The organism is Mucilaginibacter oryzae, from assembly GCF_003148845.1.
GTDB lineage: Bacteria > Bacteroidota > Bacteroidia > Sphingobacteriales > Sphingobacteriaceae > Mucilaginibacter > Mucilaginibacter oryzae.
The window spans coordinates 749,491-772,363 of sequence record NZ_QGHA01000001.1; the positions used below are offsets into that span (position 1 = coordinate 749,491).

Annotated in this window: 18 protein-coding genes; 6 read left to right on the forward strand and 12 right to left on the reverse strand. The window is 42.3% G+C overall.

Features of this window, described 5'->3' with window-relative positions:
• Positions 1–236: 236 nt before the first annotated feature.
• Positions 237–2,771, reverse strand: coding sequence for an ATP-dependent Clp protease ATP-binding subunit (locus LX99_RS03260; RefSeq protein ID WP_109606327.1), 2,535 nt, complete (start codon positions 2,769–2,771; stop codon positions 237–239).
• 727 nt (positions 2,772–3,498) lie between these two features.
• On the opposite strand from LX99_RS03260, the gene ettA reads away from it, so the two are divergent.
• The 3 genes from ettA to LX99_RS03275 all read left to right on the forward strand — a co-directional run bounded on the left by ettA (position 3,499) and on the right by LX99_RS03275 (position 6,224).
• Positions 3,499–5,181, forward strand: a complete 1,683-nt coding sequence (ettA, locus tag LX99_RS03265; protein ID WP_109606330.1) for an energy-dependent translational throttle protein EttA — start codon at positions 3,499–3,501, stop codon at positions 5,179–5,181.
• Positions 5,182–5,257: 76 nt separating this feature from the next.
• Positions 5,258–5,806 (forward strand): hypothetical protein, encoded by a 549-nt coding sequence (locus tag LX99_RS03270; protein ID WP_022832005.1) that lies wholly within the window; start codon positions 5,258–5,260, stop codon positions 5,804–5,806.
• 1 nt (position 5,807) lies between these two features.
• Positions 5,808–6,224 carry an SMI1/KNR4 family protein gene (locus LX99_RS03275; protein WP_109606332.1) on the forward strand — a complete coding sequence of 139 codons (417 nt, stop codon included), beginning with the start codon at positions 5,808–5,810 and terminating at the stop codon, positions 6,222–6,224.
• A gap of 53 nt (positions 6,225–6,277) precedes the next feature.
• On the opposite strand, the gene LX99_RS03280 is transcribed toward LX99_RS03275, so the two are convergent.
• The 7 genes from LX99_RS03280 to LX99_RS03305 all read right to left on the reverse strand — a co-directional run bounded on the left by LX99_RS03280 (position 6,278) and on the right by LX99_RS03305 (position 14,720).
• The gene (locus LX99_RS03280; protein WP_109606334.1) at positions 6,278–7,087 is read right to left on the reverse strand and encodes an SDR family oxidoreductase; all 810 of its coding nucleotides are present in this window, start codon (positions 7,085–7,087) and stop codon (positions 6,278–6,280) included.
• Positions 7,088–7,335: 248 nt separating this feature from the next.
• Entirely contained in the window at positions 7,336–8,652 is a 1,317-nt protein-coding gene (locus LX99_RS03285; RefSeq protein WP_245927834.1) for an MFS transporter, read from the reverse strand.
• 163 nt (positions 8,653–8,815) lie between these two features.
• Positions 8,816–10,195, reverse strand: coding sequence for a M20/M25/M40 family metallo-hydrolase (locus LX99_RS03290; protein WP_109606336.1), 1,380 nt, complete (start codon positions 10,193–10,195; stop codon positions 8,816–8,818).
• A 194-nt stretch (positions 10,196–10,389) separates the two neighbouring features.
• Positions 10,390–12,489, reverse strand: a complete 2,100-nt coding sequence (recG, locus tag LX99_RS03295) for an ATP-dependent DNA helicase RecG (RefSeq protein ID WP_109606338.1) — start codon at positions 12,487–12,489, stop codon at positions 10,390–10,392.
• A gap of 216 nt (positions 12,490–12,705) precedes the next feature.
• Positions 12,706–13,083 (reverse strand): RidA family protein, encoded by a 378-nt coding sequence (locus tag LX99_RS03300; protein ID WP_109606340.1) that lies wholly within the window; start codon positions 13,081–13,083, stop codon positions 12,706–12,708.
• Positions 13,080–13,223, reverse strand: coding sequence for a DUF6728 family protein (locus LX99_RS25530; RefSeq protein ID WP_170122621.1), 144 nt, complete (start codon positions 13,221–13,223; stop codon positions 13,080–13,082). Before LX99_RS25530 ends, LX99_RS03300 begins: the two co-directional genes overlap by 4 nt.
• A 135-nt stretch (positions 13,224–13,358) precedes the next feature.
• On the reverse strand, positions 13,359–14,720 hold the full coding sequence (locus tag LX99_RS03305; RefSeq protein WP_109606342.1) for an OmpA family protein: 1,362 nt from the start codon (positions 14,718–14,720) through the stop codon (positions 13,359–13,361).
• Positions 14,721–14,868: 148 nt separating this feature from the next.
• On the opposite strand from LX99_RS03305, the gene LX99_RS03310 reads away from it, so the two are divergent.
• Positions 14,869–16,158 (forward strand): aminopeptidase P N-terminal domain-containing protein, encoded by a 1,290-nt coding sequence (locus tag LX99_RS03310; RefSeq protein WP_109606344.1) that lies wholly within the window; start codon positions 14,869–14,871, stop codon positions 16,156–16,158.
• A 54-nt stretch (positions 16,159–16,212) separates the two neighbouring features.
• On the opposite strand, the gene meaB is transcribed toward LX99_RS03310, so the two are convergent.
• Positions 16,213–17,088 (reverse strand): methylmalonyl Co-A mutase-associated GTPase MeaB, encoded by an 876-nt coding sequence (gene meaB, locus LX99_RS03315; RefSeq protein WP_109606346.1) that lies wholly within the window; start codon positions 17,086–17,088, stop codon positions 16,213–16,215.
• A 604-nt stretch (positions 17,089–17,692) separates the two neighbouring features.
• Between meaB and LX99_RS03320 the strand changes: the two genes are divergently transcribed.
• Positions 17,693–18,685, forward strand: a complete 993-nt coding sequence (locus LX99_RS03320) for a glycosyltransferase family 9 protein (protein WP_109606349.1) — start codon at positions 17,693–17,695, stop codon at positions 18,683–18,685.
• A complete protein-coding gene (locus tag LX99_RS03325) occupies positions 18,676–19,743 on the forward strand; it encodes a glycosyltransferase family 4 protein (RefSeq protein ID WP_109606351.1) in 1,068 nt (355 codons plus the stop codon). Before LX99_RS03320 ends, LX99_RS03325 begins: the two co-directional genes overlap by 10 nt.
• Here LX99_RS03325 and LX99_RS03330 read toward each other — a convergent pair.
• Genes LX99_RS03330 through LX99_RS03340 form a run of 3 tightly spaced genes read right to left on the reverse strand, consistent with a single transcriptional unit; the run spans position 19,719 to position 22,831 of the window.
• Positions 19,719–20,984, reverse strand: coding sequence for a glycosyltransferase family 4 protein (locus LX99_RS03330; RefSeq protein ID WP_109606353.1), 1,266 nt, complete (start codon positions 20,982–20,984; stop codon positions 19,719–19,721). The genes LX99_RS03325 and LX99_RS03330 overlap by 25 nt on opposite strands.
• Positions 20,985–21,002: 18 nt before the next feature.
• Complete coding sequence (locus tag LX99_RS03335; RefSeq protein ID WP_109606355.1) at positions 21,003–21,656, reverse strand: glycosyltransferase; 654 nt, start codon at positions 21,654–21,656, stop codon at positions 21,003–21,005.
• Positions 21,656–22,831 (reverse strand): glycosyltransferase family 2 protein, encoded by a 1,176-nt coding sequence (locus LX99_RS03340; RefSeq protein WP_109606357.1) that lies wholly within the window; start codon positions 22,829–22,831, stop codon positions 21,656–21,658. The genes LX99_RS03335 and LX99_RS03340 overlap by 1 nt, the downstream gene beginning before the upstream one ends.
• Positions 22,832–22,873 lie beyond the last annotated feature (42 nt).

The window sequence follows — 22,873 nt, forward strand, 5'->3', positions numbered from 1 at the left end:
TAGAATTAACAGGATATTTCCTGAACCGGAATTTATCGAATGAAGAAATGACCAGAATTTTAAAGCGATGAGCAAATTCCATAAATTCCTTAATTCGATAAATTCGGGTTCAGACCAACCCTCATGTTAAGCAAAACCCTGCCCATCCCAAAATCCCCTAATCCCGGTTCAGACAAAAACGCCCCGTTTCAATTGCTCGAAACGGGGCGTTTATATATTCAATCAAATAAAAATGATTATTTCTGCTCTTCCTGCTCAGGCTCTTTGCTTTCGCCTTTGCGGTCGGTAATTCTGATCTCGCCGGCTTCTTTATCAAAGTCGACTACCATCACGTCACCATCTACCAGTTCACCTTTCAGGATTTCTTCGGCAATCGGGTCTTCGAGGTATTTCTGGATGGCACGTTTTAACGGACGCGCACCAAATTGCGAATCGTAACCTTTTTCGGCAATGAACTCTTTGGCTGCTTCGGTAAGCTCAATTTTGAAGCCTAAACCATTTACGCGGCTAAACAAGGCTGCCAGTTCGATATCGATGATCTTGAAGATCTCTTCTTTACCTAACGAGTTAAACACGATCACATCATCAATACGGTTCAGGAACTCAGGAGCGAAAGCGCGTTTCAAAGCGTTCTCGATCACACCGCGCGAGTGGCTTTCGGCCTGTAATGATTTGGCGCTGGTAGTGAAACCTACACCCTGACCGAAATCTTTCAACTGGCGGGCACCGATATTCGATGTCATGATGATGATGGTATTCCTGAAGTCAACTTTTCTACCTAATGAATCAGTCAGTTGACCTTCATCCAACACCTGTAACAGGATGTTGAACACATCAGGGTGAGCTTTCTCAATCTCATCCAGCAATACTACCGCGTATGGTTTTCTGCGAACCTTCTCAGTTAGCTGACCGCCTTCTTCGTAACCTACGTAGCCCGGAGGCGCACCAACTAAACGAGACACCGCGAATTTCTCCATGTACTCGCTCATATCAATCTGGATCAGCGCGTCTTCGGTATCAAACATAAAACGGGCAAGCTCTTTAGCCAACTCAGTTTTACCAACACCTGTAGGGCCTAAGAAAATGAATGAACCGATTGGTTTTTTAGGATCTTTCAAACCGGCACGGGTACGCTGAATAGCACGGGTTAGCTTTTTGATCGCATCATCCTGACCAATGATCTTGCCTGCCACGGTTTCAGTCATGTGTAACAGTTTCTGGCTGTCGGCCTGGCCTACACGCTGTACAGGGATGCCGGTCATCATTGATACTACTTCGGCAACATTATCTTCGGTTACGGTGTAACGTTTCGATTTTGTTTCGGCTTCCCAAACTGCTTTAGCCTGGTCAAGCTCAACCAAAAGGTTTTTCTCGGTATCGCGAAGCTGTGCTGCTTCTTCGTATTTCTGGCTGCGAACAACCTTGTTTTTCTCAATCTTAATCTGTTCGATCTTTTGCTCAATATCCAGAATGTTTTGAGGCACATGGATATTGGTTAAGTGAACACGTGAACCAGCTTCGTCAAGCGCGTCAATAGCTTTGTCAGGTAAAAACCTGTCGGTAATGTAACGGGTAGTTAAGTTAACGCAGGCGTTGATCGCTTCGGGAGTGTAGGTAACACCGTGGTGCTCTTCATATTTTTCCTTAATGCGGTTCAGGATCTCCACAGTTTCAGATGGACTGGCCGGTTCAACCATTACCTTTTGGAAACGACGATCAAGAGCGCCATCCTTCTCGATGTATTGGCGGTACTCATCTAAGGTAGTAGCGCCGATGCATTGTATCTCGCCCCTGGCCAAAGCCGGTTTAAACATGTTTGATGCATCAAGCGAACCTGAAGCGCCACCAGCGCCTACAATAGTATGGATCTCGTCGATAAATAAAATTACATCAGGTGATTTTTCCAGTTCGTTCATCACAGCCTTCATACGCTCTTCAAACTGGCCGCGGTATTTGGTACCGGCAACCAACGAGGCTAAATCAAGCGTAACAACACGCTTATTGAATAAAACACGTGATACTTTGCGCTGTACGATGCGTAAGGCAAGTCCTTCAGCTATGGCCGATTTACCTACACCCGGCTCACCGATCAGGATAGGGTTGTTCTTTTTACGGCGCGATAAAATTTGTGATACCCTTTCAATCTCCTTTTCACGACCAACAATCGGGTCAAGTTTGCCGTCTTCGGCGGCGCGGGTTAAATCGCGGCCAAAGTTATCAAGCACCGGTGTTTTTGATTTAATGTCGGATACTTTTTTAGGCTGGCTGAACGATTCCTCTTCTTTAAAATCGTCATCGCCGCCTGTAGGCGAACCCGGCATCTCATCAGTAACATCATTTTTGTGCGATTCAACTTCGCCTTTAAATACCTCGTAGTTTACATTAAACTGTACCAGGATCTGTGAGGCGATGTTGTCTTCATCGCGAAGTATCGACAGCAGCAGGTGCTCTGTACCAATCACATCGCTTTTAAATATTTTGGCTTCCAGATAAGTTATCTTCAATACCTTCTCGGCCTGTTTTGTTAGCGGGATGCTGCCGATATGTACGTTTGTTCCGATAGTTCCCTTTACTGCATCCTCAACGGCGCGGCGAAGTTTTGCGGTATCAACGTTCAATCCCTTGAGCAATTTAATTGCTACACCATCTCCATCGCGGATAAGCCCGAGTAACAGATGTTCAGTACCTATATAGTCATGCCCAAGACGTAAAGCCTCTTCCCTGCTATATTGAATAACATCTTTTACCCTTGGCGAAAATTTAGCTTCCATATATACCTTTCTTATTATTGAACGCCTTCGTTATTAATTGTAGATTTTAAAAACGTAAACGTCTGTTTAAACTGTCATCAACAATATTGCCAACATTTTGAGCTTTGCAGAAACAGACATTGTTATGATACGCAATGTATCAAAGTTTGGTATCAATCAATAGTTTTTATCTAAAAAGCACGCTAACAATCTATTTTTTTACAATATACGAACGAAAGACACCTGTTTGATATAAAAATGCTAAAAAAGTTTAAACATTTTTCGGATATTTTATAACATTTCCACCGTTTACGGCATTTCGTCATAAACATGACAATTAGGCACGGCGCCTGTAATTATCGTCATATAACTTATATACGTTAAAATATGCCGGATAGTTGTGTGGTTTTGTTTATTGGCCGTTTAAAGTAAATTAACATTATAACTCATTTCCTTTTAAAAAATTATTAACCTTTAAACATTGTGATAGTTGCGTTTTTCGGTTGCATAGATGAGAAATTTCCACACGAATTTTTACGAATTATCGAATTACACGAATTCTCAAAAATAGAAAAATAACCATTCGTGTAAATTAGATTAATTGTGTACAACCAGAAGGTAATTCGTGTAAAAATTTCTCCTCCAGATATCTTCAATCAGTTCTGATTATTTAATTTATACATCGCCAAACGATGGCTGTTCCAGCTATTTTATCCATATTTGAATTTCTATTTATTGATCAATTATAATGGCAGACGAAAAGATAATTTTTTCAATGGCCGGGGTTAGCAAGATTTATCCCCCGCAAAAAACAGTATTAAAAAACATCTACCTCTCGTTTTTTTACGGCGCTAAAATCGGGGTTATCGGTCTTAACGGTTCCGGTAAGTCATCGCTGTTGAAGATCATTGCAGGTATCGATAAAACTAATATAGGCGAGGTTGTTTTTTCGCCGGGCTATACCGTAGGTTACCTGAGCCAGGAGCCGGAGCTCGATCCAGAAAAAACAGTACGCGAAATAGTTGAGGAAGGCGTTGCCGAAACCACCGCTTTACTGAAAGAATACGAAGAGATCAACGAAAAATTCGGTCTACCTGAATATTACGAGGATGCCGACGCCATGGATAAACTGATGAACCGCCAGGGCGAATTGCAGGACAAAATTGACGCGGTAAACGCATGGGAGCTGGATAGCAAACTGGAACGCGCCATGGATGCCCTGCGCTGCCCTGAGCCGGATACCAAAATATCGGTACTATCGGGTGGTGAGCGCCGCCGTGTGGCCTTATGCCGTTTGTTGTTAAAAGAACCGGATGTATTGCTGTTAGATGAGCCTACCAACCACCTGGATGCCGAATCTATTGATTGGCTGGAGCAACACTTACAACAATATAAAGGTACCGTCATAGCCGTAACGCACGACAGGTACTTCCTTGACAATGTTGCAGGCTGGATCCTTGAACTTGACCGTGGAGAAGGTATCCCATGGAAAGGCAATTATTCTTCATGGCTGGATCAGAAAGCGAAGCGCTTAGCCCAGGAAGAGAAAAGCGAAAGCAAACGCCAGAAAACCCTGGAGCGCGAGCTGGAGTGGGTACGCATGGGCCCGAAAGGTCGTCACGCCAAATCAAAGGCCCGCTTAGGCAACTACGAAAAACTGGCATCCGAAGAAACCAAAGAACGTGAAGAAAAACTGGAACTGTTTATCCCGCCGGGCCCGCGTTTAGGCAATGTGGTGATCGAAGCCAACAACGTAAGCAAATCATACGGCGATAAACTATTGTTCGATAACCTGAGCTTTTCGTTACCTCCGGCAGGCATCGTGGGAATCATCGGCCCTAACGGCGCAGGTAAAACCACACTATTCCGCTTAATTACCGGGCAGGAGCAGCCAGATGCCGGAACTTTCCGCGTAGGTGAAACGGTTGCTTTAGGTTATGTTGACCAGATGCATGACGACCTTGACCCTAACAAATCTGTTTGGGAAAACGTTACCGGCGGTTTGGAAACCATTATGGTGGGCAACCGTCCGCTAAACTCAAGGGCCTATGTGTCTCGCTTTAACTTTAATGGTGCCGATCAGCAGAAAAAAGTTGGGGTGCTATCGGGCGGTGAACGTAACCGTGTACACTTATCCATAACGCTAAAAAAAGGATCGAACGTATTGCTGCTGGATGAGCCTACCAACGATATCGACGTAAACACCCTACGTGCCCTGGAAGAAGCTTTAGAAAACTTTGGCGGCTGCGCCGTAGTGATCAGCCACGACCGCTGGTTCCTCGACCGCATCTGCACCCACATCCTGGCCTTTGAAGGCAACTCGCAAGTTTACTTTTTTGAAGGAAACTACTCGGATTACGAAGAGAACAGGAAGAAACGCCTGGGCGATGTTGGGCCGAAAAGGATTAAGTATAAGAAGTTGACGGCGTAAGCTGTTTCCCTATTTATTGCAGCAAGTTGCTTTGGCAACTTGCTGCAATTCTTTGTTAAACTCAATTACCTAAACCTTGACAAAGATCAAAGAAATTTTAGAACGCCTCGGTATCACCGCTCAAAACACCCTTTTCACATTAGCTTTTTTTACGGGAACTATCTTCACTTATTTTGAGATTGACCTGTACAGACTGACTTTTATCCCTATTTACATTCCGCTTTTAATATGGACATTTTCAGGACTGGCTTTCACTCCTGTTTTTCGCAAAAAATTGCCTAAGTATCTAATCACTCATATTAAAAAAGGACACCTCTTTTATCAATTTATATTCAATACGTTGGCATGGGGCGGTATTGTGCTTTACCTGTTTATGTGGTTAAATTTTCATTTTGCTGGCAGGCAACAATTTAAAGCAGAATTAAGAAGCATTGAAGATGGCAACTATTGGGAAAGGCATGAGCGAGACCCATATCCATATAGGGTAGTTAATTATAAAGGCATTAACAAAACTCTGATATTCTCGCAGGATACTTTTGCGTATGAGCTATACACGGTAACCGTTGTACTACGTAAAGGCTTGTTCGGTTTTGATATTATTGAAAGTAAAACTCTATCTAAATAGCATGGAAGAACTTGAACACTTACTAACCAAGTATGAATTTAAGAAAAGAGTAACACCTTTAAAGGAGGGTATTATTGATTCCTTGCGGTTTCAATTACCTCAGGATTATAGATTTTACCTCGAAAACTACGAGCCGTTCGCAGAATTCATTAAGGTAAATTTTGTGCGGCTATGGCCAGGTGAAGAACTTGCAGAAGCAAATGATGGTTATGAATTTCCAGAATACAGACCTGGTATATTAGGCATTGGCACCAATGGTGGAGGCGAATTCATTGGCATCCAATTCAGAAAAGATGGAACTCATCGTATCATTCTTTCAGATTTTCTTAATGACAATAAAGAGTATTTTATTGAGATAGGAACTTCCTTTTTTGATATGCTTGTTCGGTTGGATAATGGCAGAGAATGGTTTGAATAAAATATTTAAATACAAAGCCCCCCTGTTTTGAGTGGCTTTGGTATAATATCAAACTACTTTATCCCGTAATGATCATTCATCAATTTCTCAAACAAGCCACCCGGCAAAATAGCTTTCAATGTTGGCACAATGGTTTGGCCTACCTGCCCAACCAGATAACGATGCTTAGGGCTTGACGAACCTACTATCGAAACCAGCTTATTAGCTAACGATTCCGGGCTTGGGGCGATGCTTTCGTCTTTTTCCATGGCGGCGACCGCGGCATTGTATTCGGCTTCCAGCTTATCGTTTTTGATTGGGAACTTTACTTTAGCGCGGTTCTGGCTAAAGTCTGATTTAAAGTCGCCGGGATTTAGCAGGGTCACCTTTACGCCCGTATTGCGCAGCTCCATCCTTAAGCTTTGCGAGTATCCTTCAATAGCATATTTGGATGCACTGTACATACCCTGGTAAGGCAGGCCGAACAAACCGGCCAGTGAACTGATGTTTACAATAAGTCCCTGACCTTTTTCGATCATACTAGGCAATACAGCCGAACTAACGCGGATCACACCAAAAAAGTTAACTTCAAACTGCTGTTTGGCGCTCTCAACCGGCATTGCATACGCCGGACCGGTTACCCCGTTACCGGCATTATTCACCAGCACATCAATTTTACCTTCGGCTTTAACAATGGTATCGATGGCGGCTTTTACCGAGGCATCGTCGGTAACATCAAGCTGAACAGGTTTAAATGCAACTGATGTCATGCGGCTTAAATCGCGCGATGAGCCGTAAACCGTGTGTCCGGCGGCGTGCAGGGCGTTGGCGCAGGCCAGGCCGATACCGGAAGATGCTCCTGTTACTAATATTACCTTTTTCATTGTTTGCAAGGGTGAGTTTGTTTAATTGTTTTGTTGGTTTAATTAAGCCGATTGGGGCAACGTAAAGATGTGAATTTATCATGCAGCAAAACAAGGGGATAGCTTAAAAATAATGCTGATTATATAAAAACTTAATGGAGTGCTAAGGGGTAAAATTTAAAATAAAAATTTCACATGGCACCTCGTCCCTACGCGAATCCGCCCTGCTCTATCAAATTGACACAAATTGTTTGGTAAGGCGTCCTCATTTACGCTTCCTTTACTTCGTCGGGAGCGTGGATCTGCTTCAACGTCAAGGGGATCAGCTTCTTAGTTTTAAGATAAGTGATCCCAACAATCAGCATGGTCATACTGCCGCCGAAAATTACCGACGGCACGGTGCCCAGCAGTTGCGCCGCCGTACCCGATTCAAAAGCGCCAATCTCGTTGGATGAACCAATAAACATCTGGTTTACTGCCGACACCCGGCCACGCATATGATCGGGGGTTAAAAATTGCATGAGGGTTCCGCGAATGATTACGCTAATGCTATCAAAAGCGCCTTCGGTAAAAATGAATACCAGCGAGAGATAGAAATTAGTTGATAAGCCAAAACATAAAATCGACAATCCAAAACCCGTTACCGCGATCAGCAAGTTTCGCCACGGTTTACCCATGGGCGAAAAGCGGGTCATGACCAGCATGGTGAGTACCGCCCCTAACGATGACATGGCTCTCATGATACCTAAGCCTTCGGCCCCCACTTTCAATATCTCGTTGGCGAACACCGGAAGCAAAGCTACCGCGCCGCCAAAAAACACCGAAAACAAGTCGAGACTCATCGCCCCGATCATCATCTTATTCCCAAACACAAAGCTAATCCCTTCCGAAAGGCTTTTCCAGATACTTTCTTTAGGAACATATTGCGCGGGATATTTACGGAGCATAAAAACGAGGAGTAACGACACAAGCAGCAGAAATAAAATGCAGCCGAAAACCGTCGTTATACCCGTTAAACCCGGAATCACCTTACCGGCATAGCCGTAAAGCAAACCACCAGCCGCCGGACCTAAAATAGAGGCCACCTGCCAACTGCTGCTGCTCCAGGTACTTCCGTTAGGATATAACTCTTTGGGAATACTGTTGGCATAGATAGTAAACGTAGCAGGGCCATAAAAAGCGCGGGCAATACCATTACAAAATATCATGGTATACATGATGGGTACTATCCAGGTTTTGTGTATAATGCCGCTCATACCTTTAAGCGTAACCGTAAACATCACTAATGAAGTCAGTAACACGCCGCTAAAAATGAGCAAAAGCATTTTCCGCTTTTCCGATTTATCAGCAATATAACCACCATACAGCGCGATACCGATGGCAGGAATAGCCTCGCAGAGGCCAATATAGCCAAGCGCTATTTTGCTATGGGTAATGCTGTAAATGTAAAAGCCGAGTACTACGGCCTGCATAGAATATGCAAAGGTGAAACAAAAACGCATGCCTACGTACGATCTGAAATCTTTATAGCGCAATGCGGCAAACGAATCTGCTTTTTGGGGTTTACTATCGCCTTCTCCGGTCACTATGGGTAGTTTTGATGATGTGCCGCAAAGGTAGCAAAAAGAAAAGAACCATGATTAATAAGCCGTCTGAATCAGAATTTACAGAATTTGAGAGTTAACAGAATAATCCATCAATTCTGAAAATTTTAAAATTCTGCAAATTCTGATTCAGACAACCTATGGCTTACAAGCCGTGCTGATCAATCAGGTAAATCAACGCCGCCATTCCCGCGGCACCTAACTCCAGTTCGCGCTTGTTTACATTTTCAAAAACATCTTTCGCGGTATGGTGCAGATCAAAATACCGCTGCGAATCCGGGCGGAAGCCAATCAATACTACGCCCGGTAAGGTTTCCTTCATGGGTTCAATATCAGTACCCGCACCGCCAATAGTTAACTTATCAACGTCATAGGGCTCTAAAACAGCTTTGTATTTATTGTTGATGCTTTTGATAAAATCCTCTGACACATCGGCAAAGCTAAAACCACGCGGGGTGAAACCACCTTCGTCAGTTTCAATAGCCGCAATATGCTGTTCTTTGTTTTGCGCGGCCAGTTCGGCATATTTAAGTCCGCCTTTGTGGCCGTTTTCTTCATTCATAAAAAATACGGCGCGTACCGAATTTTTGGGGTGATAACCCACCGCTTTGAAAATCCGCAGCACCTCGGCCGATTGCATTACGCCCGTGCCATCATCATGCGCGCCTTCGGCCAGATCCCACGAATCCAGGTGGCCGCCCACAGTGATAAATTTATTCGGATTTTCGGTACCGGTAAGCTCGCCTATTACATTGTACGATTTTACATCCGGCAGTAACCGGCAATTTTGTTTAAAGTAAAACTTAGCCGCCGGGAACTTACGCAGTTTTAACATGGCGCTTAATTTATTAGCCGCTTTGGTTGAGATAGCCGCTGCCGGGATCATTTTGCTGCCGGGGTCGGCCAATGTAGCGCCTGTATGCGGGTAATCGTCAATTATTTCGGTAAGCGAGCGCACAATCACACCGGCCGCGCCCAACTTGGCAGCCACGGCGGGCCCCATAAAGCGTTGATCGCCGGCGGTGCCGTAGGCCATCCCGGTTTCAATAAAACGCGGATCGAAGGCCCGGTTAAAGAACACTATTTTTCCTTTTACAACACTTTCTCCAAGGCTTTCCAGTTCTTTAATGCTTTGCACTTCAATAACATTGGCGGTAATGCCATTTTTCGGTGTAGCTATGCTCATCCCCAGGGCAACTATAGGCACCGGGATACGTGTTTGGCCATCAATAATAGCAGCTTCCTCTTTGGCCCCTCGTACCCAATGCGGCACCATTACCTCCTGCAGGTATACCTTGTCAAAGCCATAGCCCTCCATTAATTTTTTACTCCAATCCACAGCCTTCTGCGCGCCTTCCGATCCGCTGATCCGCTGACCTATATTTTTGCACAGGTAGTGCAAATTTTGGTAGCATTGGCCGTTCACAAGGGCTTCGTCGTATATTTTTCGGATTGTTAATGAGTCCTGTGCTTTAACTTGCGTGCACAGTAAAGCCGCAGAAAACAGGAGGGTAAATTTCTTCATGTGGATAACAAGATCAGTTTCACCAAATATAGTGTTTGGAAGGGAAAATACATCAAAAATAACGTCATCGGCACATACGAAGCAATCCCAAGCTAAACAGATGAATTTGCACAACATCTTTGCTTGCGTCCGATTGCTTCATACCTCAATGACCGGTGGTAAAAGCACGGAAGAATAAAAAATTGATTGACATCTTACGATATCTTATCCCAGCTCAAGCCCGTACCCTTCGTTTCAAAAGCATGGTGCAGCACCTGGTTTTCGGGATGGGCCAGTTGCGGGTCTTTTTCAAAAACGGTTTCTACAAACTTTCGCACTTTAAACAGTAACTCCTGGTCGGTTGCCAGGTTGGCGACTTTCAGGTCAACCACTCCGCTTTGTTGCGTGCCCTCAATATTGCCGGGGCCGCGTAATTGCAGGTCAATCTCCGAAATTTCGAAGCCATTATTGGTTTTCACCATTGTATCCAGCCTGATCTTACCATCGCGGCTTAACTTGTGGCTACTCATTAAAATACAGTATGATTGCTCGGCCCCGCGCCCTACCCTGCCCCGCAACTGGTGCAACTGCGACAGACCAAAACGCTCGGCATTTTCAATAATCATTACAGATGCATTAGGCACGTTAACCCCCACTTCAATTACGGTAGTGGCTACCATAATCTGTGTTTGCCCCTTAATAAAACGCTGCATCTCAAAATCCTTTTCGGCAGGTTTCATTTTGCCATGCACAATGCTCAAATTGTAATGGGGCGGCGGAAACTCACGTGACATGGCCTCAATACCATCCTGCAGATTTTTAAGGTCGAGTTTTTCACTTTCCTGTATCAGCGGATAAACCACATAAACCTGCCTGCCCAAAGCAATCTCCCGCTTCATAAAGCCAAACATGCGCAGCCGTTGACTTTCATAAAAATGCACGGTTTGAATTGGTTTACGTCCCGCGGGTAACTGATCAATTACCGATACATCCAGATCGCCATACAAGGTCATCGCCAGTGTTCGCGGTATAGGTGTAGCCGTCATTACCAATATGTGCGGGGGGATTATATTTTTGCGCCAAAGTTTGGCGCGTTGTTCAACACCGAAGCGGTGCTGCTCATCAATTACCACAAAACCAAGGTTTTTAAACTGTACCTTATCTTCAATAAGCGCATGGGTGCCTACCAGTATTTTCAGTTCGCCATCTTCCAGTTTCTGGTGCAATATGCGGCGGGCCTTCGCCGTGGTTGATCCGGTGAGCAGGGCCACCTCAATAAAATCATCCCCTACCAGGCTTTTAATGGTTTGATAATGCTGATTAGCCAAAATCTCCGTTGGCGCCATCATACAGGTTTGAAAACCATTGTCAACAGCAATCAGCATACTCATCAGCGCCACAACGGTTTTTCCGCTGCCTACATCGCCCTGCAGCAAACGGTTCATCTGGATGCCGCGCTGAGTATCCTGCCTGATCTCCTTCAACACCCGCTTCTGCGGATCGGTTAAAGTAAATGGCAGTTTATGATGATAAAATTCGTTAAAATAAGGCCCGACAGTGTTAAAAATATTACCCTTAAACTTTTGCGCATGCAACAACTTATTTTTAAGCAATTTGAGTTGCAAAAAAAACAACTCTTCAAACTTTAACCGGTAAAGGGCTTCATTAAGCAAAGTGGCATCGGCCGGGAAATGAATATTAAGGTAAGCATCGGCCCGGTTTAGCAGCTTGAATTGGTTGATGATATACAACGGCAGATTTTCGCGGATATCTTTAGCATGCAAACCGAGCAATACGCCCGTAAGTTTTTGAATACCTTTACTATCCAGTTGAAACTGCTTTAGCTTCTCTGTCGAATTATAAACAGGCTGCAAGGCCAGGTTACCCTGTTTTTGCGCACCCGGAACATACGGTTCCATTTCAGGGTGCGCCATTTGCGGCATCATGTTAAAAAAGCCTGGCTTGCCAAATAAAATATAAACATTGCCGGGGATAATGGTTTTCTCAATCCAGTTAATCCCCTTAAACCATACCAGTTCAATAACACCGGTATCATCCTTAGCTTTAATCACCAGGCGGCGGCTTTGCTTTTCGCCAATAATCTCCTTGCTTACTATCCTGGCCAACACCTGCACGTAGGGCAAATCTTCCTGTATTTCGCGCACCTTATAAAAGCGGGTACGGTCAATATACCTAAACGGAAAATGGCGCAGCAAATCCTCAAAGGTATGCAGTCCAAGCTCCTTCTTCAGCACTTCGGCCCTCGACTGGCCTACACCTTTTAAGTAAACAAGCGGTGTTTGAAAAGGATCCATGGGTGTATGAACCAGAATGTAAAGAATTTGGGATTACCAGAATGACGCCTGGCCGGAAATTAAAGGATTAACAGAATATTATCAGAACCGGAATTGAACGAATTAAGGAATTATCAGAATGCTTATCAAATTCAAAAAATTCTAACAATTCGTTTAATTACGGTTCAGACAAAATAAATCCAAAATCGAACATCCGAAGTCCGAAATCAAAAAATATTATTTAGCCGCTATAACCGAAATCTCCACATTTACCCCTTTAGGTAAACCTGCAACCTGTACGGTTTCGCGGGCCGGGAAATCGGCAGTAAAATAGGTACCGTACACCTCGTTAACTTGTGCAAAGTTTTGCATATCAGTTAAAAAAATGCTGGTTTTAACAATGTTATCAAAGCCTAAACCAGCTTCGGTTAAAATGGCCTTAAGGTTTTCCATTACCTGGGTAGCTTCGGCTTTAATATCGCTGCTGATAATTTCGCCGCTCAGCGGGTCCATCGGGATCTGGCCCGATACAAATAAAAATCCGCCGGCCAGGGTGGCCTGGTTATATGGCCCTATAGGGGCAGGTGCATTGTTAGTATTGATAATTGTTTTCATTTTTTTAGTATAAATGCCTGTACAAGCTTCCAGATAATGCCTGCTAAAAACATGATGATAGCCAGTGCATTAATAAAATGCATCACCCTCAAATTAAAATTATCGGGCCTGTTCGGGTCTTTCTTTCTGAAAAAATACATTATACAAACTTACATATTTTTTTTTGCCCCAAAACTGTGGCCATATATAAGGTATAGGTTTTAAATCAAAAAGCTTTAAAAATAAAGAAGGCTCCGGGTTATCCGGAGCCTTCGCAAATAATAATTAATTAGCTATTATTTCTTTTTGAATTGTACGCGACGGTTAAGTACACGACCTTCTTCAGTTGAGTTATCAGCAATTGGGTTAGTTTCACCGTAACCTTTTACTTTAACTTTTTTAGCATCAACACCAGAGTTAACCAAGTAAGTTTTTACTGAGTTAGCACGGTCTTTTGATAAAGATAAGTTGTGAGCAGCAGTACCTTCAGATGAAGCGTAACCGTCAACTTCTACAGCAGCACCAGTAGCACGCAAATCAGCAGAAGTAGCATCTAACACAGGGTAAGATGAAGTACGTAATACTGAACTGTCAAATTCAAACTGGATGTTTGAGTAAGCAGTACCTGTAACAACTGAATCAGCTTGTTTAGGGAATACAATAACACAACCAGAACCATCAACTACGCTACCTGCAGCAGTACCTGGGCATTTGTCAAACTGATCCGCAACACCGTCACCGTCAGAATCTTTTTTCAGGTCGTTAACAGCAGTTTCAACGTTAGCAACACGGCCTTTCAAAGCTTCAACTTCCTGACGTAAGGCTGCGTCATACAGCTCGTCATACATCATAGCTACCGGGTTTACCCACTCCAATACTGGTTTTGATTTTGAACCTAAAGTGAAGTCTAAACCAGCGTAACCGTATGAGTAGTGGTCTTTAGTTGGATAAGCTCTGTTGAAACCATCTAAGTTATCACCGTCGATGTAGTTTTGAGTGTAACCCAAATCTAAAGCAACAACGTCACTTAAGCGGAATTTAACACCTGCACCTACAGGGATTACCAATTCTTTCACGTAGTGAGAATCGCTGGTACCTGGGTTTTTGAAATGATCGGTAGTCATGGTACCACCTACGCTACGAGTGACAGTCGGATCATAGATAGCCAAACCACCACCTGCTTTGAAGTAGAAGTTAACAGCATTTTTACGACGGATGAAATCGATAGTAGCAACGTTAACAACCGCGCTTAAGCTTGCCTGCCAGAATTTGGTATCGTAGCTAACATAAGTATCACGGTAAGTACCTGCTGATGATACAGGGTTTTCACCTTTAATTTTACCGCCGTTCAGGTCTAACTGTAAAGCAAATGAGTGAGCTAACTGCTCTTTCATCGAAATACCATAACCAAGGCTCAATTTTTTGTTTTGGAAGTCGGTTGAACCACCGGTAGCCAACGATTGTGAGGTAACACCACCGTTAACACCAATGCTAAATTTCCTGTACTGACCTAAACCGCCAAACACTTTGGCTGTTGTGGTTTCAGATGACGTTGTAGTTGCTGTCTTGGTTGAATCCGACTGAGCCTGAGCCAGACCGGCAACCATTAAAGAAGCAAATGACAATGCGACTGTTTTCTTTAATGTAGAATAATTCATAGTTTTTAAGATTAAACGATTTTAATTGTGATTTTTTTCAAATTTAGTAATTATGTTTGAAACCATGACCAAACATTGTTCCAAAAATTGTAATAGTTACACAAATAACTAAAAAAAATTGATTTAAGAAAATAATCGAGTATAAAATATGAAATATCTTCCGATAAAAAATAGCTTATTTACAAATAATAGAAAAAATTTCGCCTCGCGAACAAAACCCAACTCAATTGCCATTTTTCATGCCAGTGACGAGTATCCGCGCAGTGGGGATCAGGCTTTTATGTTCAAGCAGAATTCCGACTTTTTTTACCTTACAGGTATCGACCAGGAGCAAAGCATCCTTGTTTTGTACCCCGATTGTCCTAATAAGACATACAGGGAAGTACTTTTTTTAAGACAAACCAACGAACACATTGCTATTTGGGAAGGACACAAGTACACCAAAGAGGAAGCAAGGGCGGCATCGGGTATTGAAAATATTTTCTGGCTGAGCGAATATGACAACATATTGCACAGCATCATCAACTACGCAGAAAACATTTATATCAATGCCAACGAGAACGACCGGTACGTACACACTGTACCCTACCGTGATTACCGGATGTACGAGGCGCTTAAATTAAAATACCCCCTGCATAATTATACCCGCTCGGCTCCCATTATGCGCGACCTGCGGGTTGTAAAATCAGACATCGAAATTGAGCTTACCCAAAAGGCATGCGATATTACCAACGATGCATTCAGGCGTGTTTTGCAGTTCACTAAGCCAGGCGTAACCGAGTACGAAATAGAAGCTGAAATCATCCATGAATTTATCCGCCAGCGGGCTACGGGGCATGCCTACAACCCAATTATCGCCTCTGGCGCCAACGCTATAGTGCTTCATTACAATGATAACAACCAGGTGTGCAGGGACGGCGATGTGATCCTGCTTGATTTTGGCGCTGAATATGGCAATTACAACGCCGATATGACACGCTCTATACCGGTAAACGGACGCTTCAGCGCCCGCCAACGCCAGGTTTACAATGCTGTTTTAACCGTAATGCGCGAAGCCACCAAACTGCTGGTTGACGGTACCGTATGGAATGACTATCATGACGAAGTTGGCAAAATAATGACCGGCCAATTGATTGACCTCGGGCTGCTTGACAGGCACGACGTTGAAAAACAGGATAAAAACGCGCCGTTATATAAAAAGTACTTTATGCACGGCACCTCGCATCACCTTGGCCTGGATGTGCACGATTATGCCAGCAGGTATAAGCCATTCGAGGTTGGCAATATACTAACCTGTGAGCCAGGCATATACATTCCGGAAGAAGGTTTAGGCGTCAGGCTTGAAAATAACATCCTGATAACAAAAGAAGGCAATATCGATTTAATGGCAGAGATCCCTGTTGAAGCTGACCACATCGAAGAGATCATGAACAGTTAAGAGCATATAAACAAAACGACCCAATATTTATTTTGTTTACATGATACCAATTAACTATACATAGGTATCTACAAAACTATACAGATTAAACTTTTCACTATACAAAGCTTCGGCAATATCCTGCCGAAGCTTTTTTTTATCAATACTTTTCATTTTTTTTTGCTGGATAAGCCTGTATGCTTTTTCGGTCATCAATAAGTTTCGCCGGATATTTTCTGTTAAACCTACTTCTTTTATTTCCGCGGCGAGCTCATGTATACCTTCGCTTTGCGCGGCACTGGTTTTTAACACCGGCGGGTGCGTACCGCTTTTAGCGCCTATCATCTTTTCGAGATTATTGGCGAAAGTACCGGCCCCCGGCCGATCAGCCTTGTTAACTACAAAAATATCGGCAATCTCCATCAGGCCCGATTTAAGGTGCTGAATCTCGTCGCCCGCTTCAGGAACCAATATTACCACGGTAACATCCGCCAGGCCGGCTATTTCCACTTCGCTTTGCCCAACGCCTACAGTTTCTATTAACACATAATCAAACCCGGCAGCCCGCAGCACATCCGTCATTTCGATGGTTTTGGCCGAGAGGCCGCCAAGCGCCCCACGCGTAGCCAGCGACCTGATAAAAACATCGGGATTATTAAAATGGGCGGCCATCCTGATCCTGTCGCCCAGCAATGAGCCAAAATTAAAAGGAGATGTAGGATCAATAGCCAATACGGCAACTTTCTTACCGTCGGTTAACAACTCATTAACGAGGGCGCTTACCAACGTGCTTTTACCGGCACCCGGCGGCCCGGTAATGCCAATAACGCGGCATTTATTATCAAACTCCATGCTTTTCAGCAGTTCTTCGCTTCCGCTTAGCTCATTTTCAACTAATGTCAGCGCGCGCGCAATTGAGCGAAAGTTTAAACTGGCTGAATTCAAATCCATTACGGTTAAAGTATTATTTATTATACGATATAAAGTTGTTTATATTTACCAACATTGGTAATGCCAGTAAAGAACCTATCTTATCTTTATGAAAAAAATCATTTTATTCGCATCCTGTATCTTCATCTTATTTGGATGTTACAAAAACAACAACACCGGCCTAAAATCAGAAACTGAGCAAACTAATTAAACAGCGTTGCTAAAAATACTGAATCGAAACCAGATAGCAGTACACATAAAACAGACAGCGCAACAAATGCCAAAAGATTGGCAGTACAAAATGTCTCATGCGCTTACTCAAAAACGTATTCCTCTCCTTTTACTTCAAGCTATTATACTGTAATTGCCCGTTTTCCTGCTGCTGGCGCAGCTTGCTGGTGATGGCGGTGTAAGCTTTGTTTACTAACAAGTTAGCGATCTAACAATAAAATAAATAAACTGGTATTATTATACAAAAAACGTATTGCCAAATATTTGGCAATACGTTTTTTTATGTGTTCAATAAAACATACAAAATTGCGTTAAGTGTTAAGCAGATTTAATCTTATCATTGCAAAAATGTGTGTAGCGTTTTATCAAGGCGTTACGTAATTATTTAATACAAATGCCCGATATCTACCAGATAAAAACACCCCGTATATTAATTAGCCGAGTGGATGCTATTGGCGATGTGGTACTTACACTGCCAATGGCAGCCTATATTAAACAATTGCTTCCCGATGCTAAAGTTTCGTTTTTAGGGCGCACTTATACCCAGCCGGTAATTGACACCATAGCTTCGGTAGATGAGTTTATTAATTATGATGAGTTAAAAAAACTATCCGGACCGGAGCAGATAAACTATCTGAAGCAACAACAGATAGATGCTATTATACATGTGTTGCCCAATAAACACATAGCCCAAATAGCAAGGCAGGCAGGCATAACGCTTCGCATCGGCACTACCAACAGGATATTCCATTGGTACACCTGCAATAAACTGGTAAAACTGAGCCGAAAAAAGTCTGATCTGCACGAGGCACAACTCAACATTATATTATTAAAACCTTTAGGCCTTACGCAGGTTCCTTCGTTACAGGATATCATCGCCCAAAATGATTTCGGCAATAAAACGGAGTTAACTCCATATTTAAACGCTGCGCTTATTAAAGATAAATTTAACCTTATCATCCATCCCAAATCGCATGGCAGTGGTATGGAATGGGGGCTGAAAAATTTTCAGGAACTTATCAACATACTTCCTGCCGATAAGTTCAACGTTATCATCACCGGTTCAGAAAAAGAAAAAGCGCTACTTGAAAACTGGATAAGCGATCTTCCGGAAACGGTAATTGACCTGACCGGAAAGATGGCCTTGAACCAGTTGATAGCATTTATCAGCAAATCAGATGGACTGATCGCGTCGGGCACCGGTCCGCTGCATGTAGCAGCTCTTACCGGGATAAACACACTTGGACTGTTTCCCTCATTACGGCCAATACACCCCGGCAGATGGGCGCCAATTGGACCGAAAGCTACTTATATAGAAAGCGGAACAAACAATTTAGATACAGTTACACCGTTAATGGTGGCAGAAAAAATTAAAACATGGCTTTGAAGAAACCTCATGTACTTGTAACCTTCGATTCGATGCAATATCCTAACACCGGCCTGTTTTATTTTGGCAGGAGCCTTGGCAAAGCATTAATCAAAGAAAATAAAACCTTCGATCTGAACTTCTTTTTATCCGATGTTACAACCGATTTTGATAATGATGATGTAAAACGCTCATATCGTAAAAAATACCACAAGCTTTTTTTTCTCAACACCAAAAATATTAAGCTATTTCACTTTACCGACCAGTTTGCGCGGCTGAAACCAAAAAAGGTAAGCGATAAGTATAAAAAGATCATGACCATTCATGATATAAACCAGATACATGAAAATATTGGCAAAGAAAAATTAAATCATCACTTACATAAACTGGCTGAGCGGATTAACAAATGCCACAGGATAGTGACCATTTCAAAATTCGCCGCAAATGATATCTTAACCCACTTTCCACAGGTAGCCAATAAGTTAACAGTAATTTATAATGGTGCCGATAAGCTTAATTTGCCCGAAGGCCATAAACCAGTTTACCAACCTGGCCAAGCATTTCTGTTTACTATCGGGATAGTTTCTGCTAAAAAGAACTTTCATGTTTTGCCTGCGCTTTTGGCGAATAATGATCTTGAACTTGTTATAGCGGGGATAAGAACTTCTTACGAAAAAGAAGTAATGACCGAGGCAAAAAAATATGGCGTTGAAAAAAGAGTGAAAATTATAGGAACAATAAGCGATGAAGACAAGGCATGGTATTATAAAAACTGCAAGGCATTTGTTTTTCCTTCAATAGCCGAGGGCTTTGGGTTACCCGTTATCGAGGCTATGCATTATGGCAAACCGGTGTTCGTATCAACCCGTACGTCGCTGCCTGAAATAGCAGGCGACTGCGCTTATTATTTCCAGACCTTTGAAGGAACCGAAATGCAAAAGGCTTTTAATGACGGCATGCAGCATTTTAATGAAACCAATCCGGTTGAGAAGATTAAAGCACATGCCCAAAAATACAATTGGGATGATACTGCAAGGCAGTATTTAAGGCTTTATCAGGAAGTGCTTGACGAAAAGTGACCTGTTACATAATTAATGGCGTTATCAAATTTTTGCAGCACTTTTTCCCACGTATAATTTTCGGCTACGTAGGCTTTTGCCTTTGCACTTAAAGCTTCGATATCCGTATCGGCGCTAAAAGCTTTTTCGATAGCGCTGTTGAAAGTTTCCTGATCGGTATATAAAAATCCCGCCCCACTTTTATCAATATGATCTCTAATAACGGCACACTGTTCATTGGCTATAACAGGAACACCGTAAGCCATACTTTCGAGCGTTACTAATGACAGGCTTTCTAACACAGAAGGTATAATTAATGCCCGGGCATTTTTTAATAAATTGAATTTGACATCTTCATCAACAAAACCTGTGTAAATTATTGATGGGTGTTGCGTAATAGGCATAAACGCCTGACCAACAAAAACAAGCTTAACGTTGTTGTTTGTATCTTTTTTAAACTTAACAAATCTTTGCATCAAATCGTCGCAGGCCTTGGCCACCTCAATACGGCCTATGTAAATAATAAAATTATCCGCCTGCTTTATCAACTCATCGGCAAAATTGTTGGGTATTAGCGGTGGCAGATCTATCCCTACACCTACAATGTCCGAATAAATACCGCTGTTATTAAAAAGCGAATTAACAAAACGCTTTTCGCTTTGGGTATTGTACAAGATTGCTTTAGGTTGAAGAAAAAACGATTTGAAAAAATTGAGATAAATAGGCGGCTCATCGTGAGCAGTAGGTATCAAGATTGATTTTTGAGGCGCAACCGAAATGCCTACAGCAGTAGGATAATATAAATAGGTAAAAAATATCAGCGCGTCGTATTTATCGTGATTGGTATTTAAAAAGCCGATAAGTTGTGGCAGATATGGGCCCTGTTCTTCTATCCAACTCATTTCGTTTTGCGCACGCGACGGTATCTTTGCCATTTTCTCGAAGTTTTCTAATTGTCCGAAAAAATGAAGCAACTTTTGGTGCAATTTGCGTTTTCTTTGGCGTAGGCGGCGTCCGGCCCGCTTAAAACGGTCCATGTCTCGTGGATGTTCAACTTCAAACCGCTTTACTTTAACGCCGTTTATTAATTCAGAACCGGGAGTATATGCGTTTGCCCACGACATATAATCTTGGGCGCATGATGTTAAAACTTCAACATCAAACAAGCCGTTCAACTTCTCTGCCACCACGCGGCAATGATACTCGGCCCCACCGTTTACTTCAACACCATACCGTTGAACGATAAAAGCTATTTTTTTCACTAAAGGTTTATAAATTAATCAGGACTGCAATGTATCATAAAAATTGTTCTGTTGCTCCTGTTTTTCAAGAGTTTTTATGTGCATTAAGCAATAGTTTTGATTTTTTCGTGGCAGATAATAGTTTTTTTCAAATCCATAAAGTTCTTCGTGCACTTTGTATTTCCACTTTATCTTTCCGTTTAGTTTAAGTATCCTAAATTGATAATCCGGAAAATTGACCCTATTCAATTCATCAACGGTCCATTTCCATTTTTGGATGTGCGCTTCTGTAAGTCCGTTAACTATATTAACTCTCGGCACCAAAAAACAATCATAATCACTTTTTTGATATAAGCGCTTTTTAATACGTTTAAGGAGGGATTTACAGGGCAACTCATCGGCATCTATCTGAAACAGATAGGCGCATGTCGCATTTTTTATCAGGTTATTTTTAAAAGTTGCAAAATCATTATTAAGCTTTGCCTTTATGTGTTTTACACGCTCTTTATACCTTTCAATTACTGCATTAGTTTTCGGATCATCTTTGGTAATATCCTGTAATAAAATTACTTCATCGTTTTGATCGATATACTTAAACAAATGCATAAGCAAATCATTTAACTCCTCGTGTTCATTACAAACCGTTATACCGTAAGAGATACTTACTTTATTTTTATAATAACTATAAAACATTATTTTCTTTTGATGAGTTGATGTTGATAAGTGACCAAATTGATAATCTTTATGGTGAAGATATTTTTTTTGTACCCCGTACGCTTCATCCCTAATAACTTATAAATGATACCTGGCCCTTTATTCACCTTATCGTTGATTATCGTTGCCAGGTTTTCTAAAATACCCAACGAGCACCCATTGAATTTGGTGCCATCAAAATAAACAAGGATGTCGTTTTCCTTTTTCTCATGATATCCTTTTATCCTGCTGGTTAAAATAAAAGTGGTATTTGGCTGTTCCTTTTCAATATATCCATTATAGCCATTATCGATATAAACAGTACTACAAAGTGGTTCAACTTTTTCAAGCAACTCGTTATTGCTATTTTTTATCACCAGGCCGATATTGTACTTAAACCTTACAGGTGATGAATTGCTGAAACCCCATTTCCGGAAAAAATTGCGGTTTGAGTTCCGTTCAATTTGTTGTGTACGGTACTGGTATTCGGCCGAGAACCTGGAAGTTTTACTCACAAAGTGATAACAAAGCGCATTGACGGTAACATAGCCTTTTAACCCTAAAAGCCCCAGCCTGATGATCATGTCATCGTCTTCGCAAAACATCGGGTTAAATAAAGGGTCAAAGCCGCCAATATCAACCAGCGTTTGCCTTAACATGCTGAAGAAAAACGTAGTGGCATTATTTTCGGCATCTGGCCGCTTTTCGTTTTGAACAGCAGAGCCGAAACTATAAAACCCCTCAATATTAAAATCAGCTATATCAGCACCAAAGTCTTTCACAATTTTTCCCGGTCTTTCATCATCGGCAAAAACAGGTGGCTCAACAGTTGTAAATTTAGTTACGTTTTGCGGCGATACACTTTGCTGCAGGTTTTCAATAAAACCGGGGGCGAGCACCACATCATTATGCAACAACGCTACGTATGGCTTAGTGGCTATCTCAATACATTTGTTATAGGTATCAGAAAAAGTTTTGGTATCAGCCGAATAGTAATATTTTACATTGTTATCATTTAAACTATCCAGCCATTGGTGGGTTCCATCCGTACTACCATAACTTACAAAAACAATTTCAACATCAGGATAAAGCGATCGGGTGGTGGAATAAAAGTGCTTACTGTAATCAATATTATTTTTTAACCCAACCAGTAACGAAATATTATTATCCATCATTTTACGTTGATATACCGGATACGCTAAAGCGTATGCTTTATA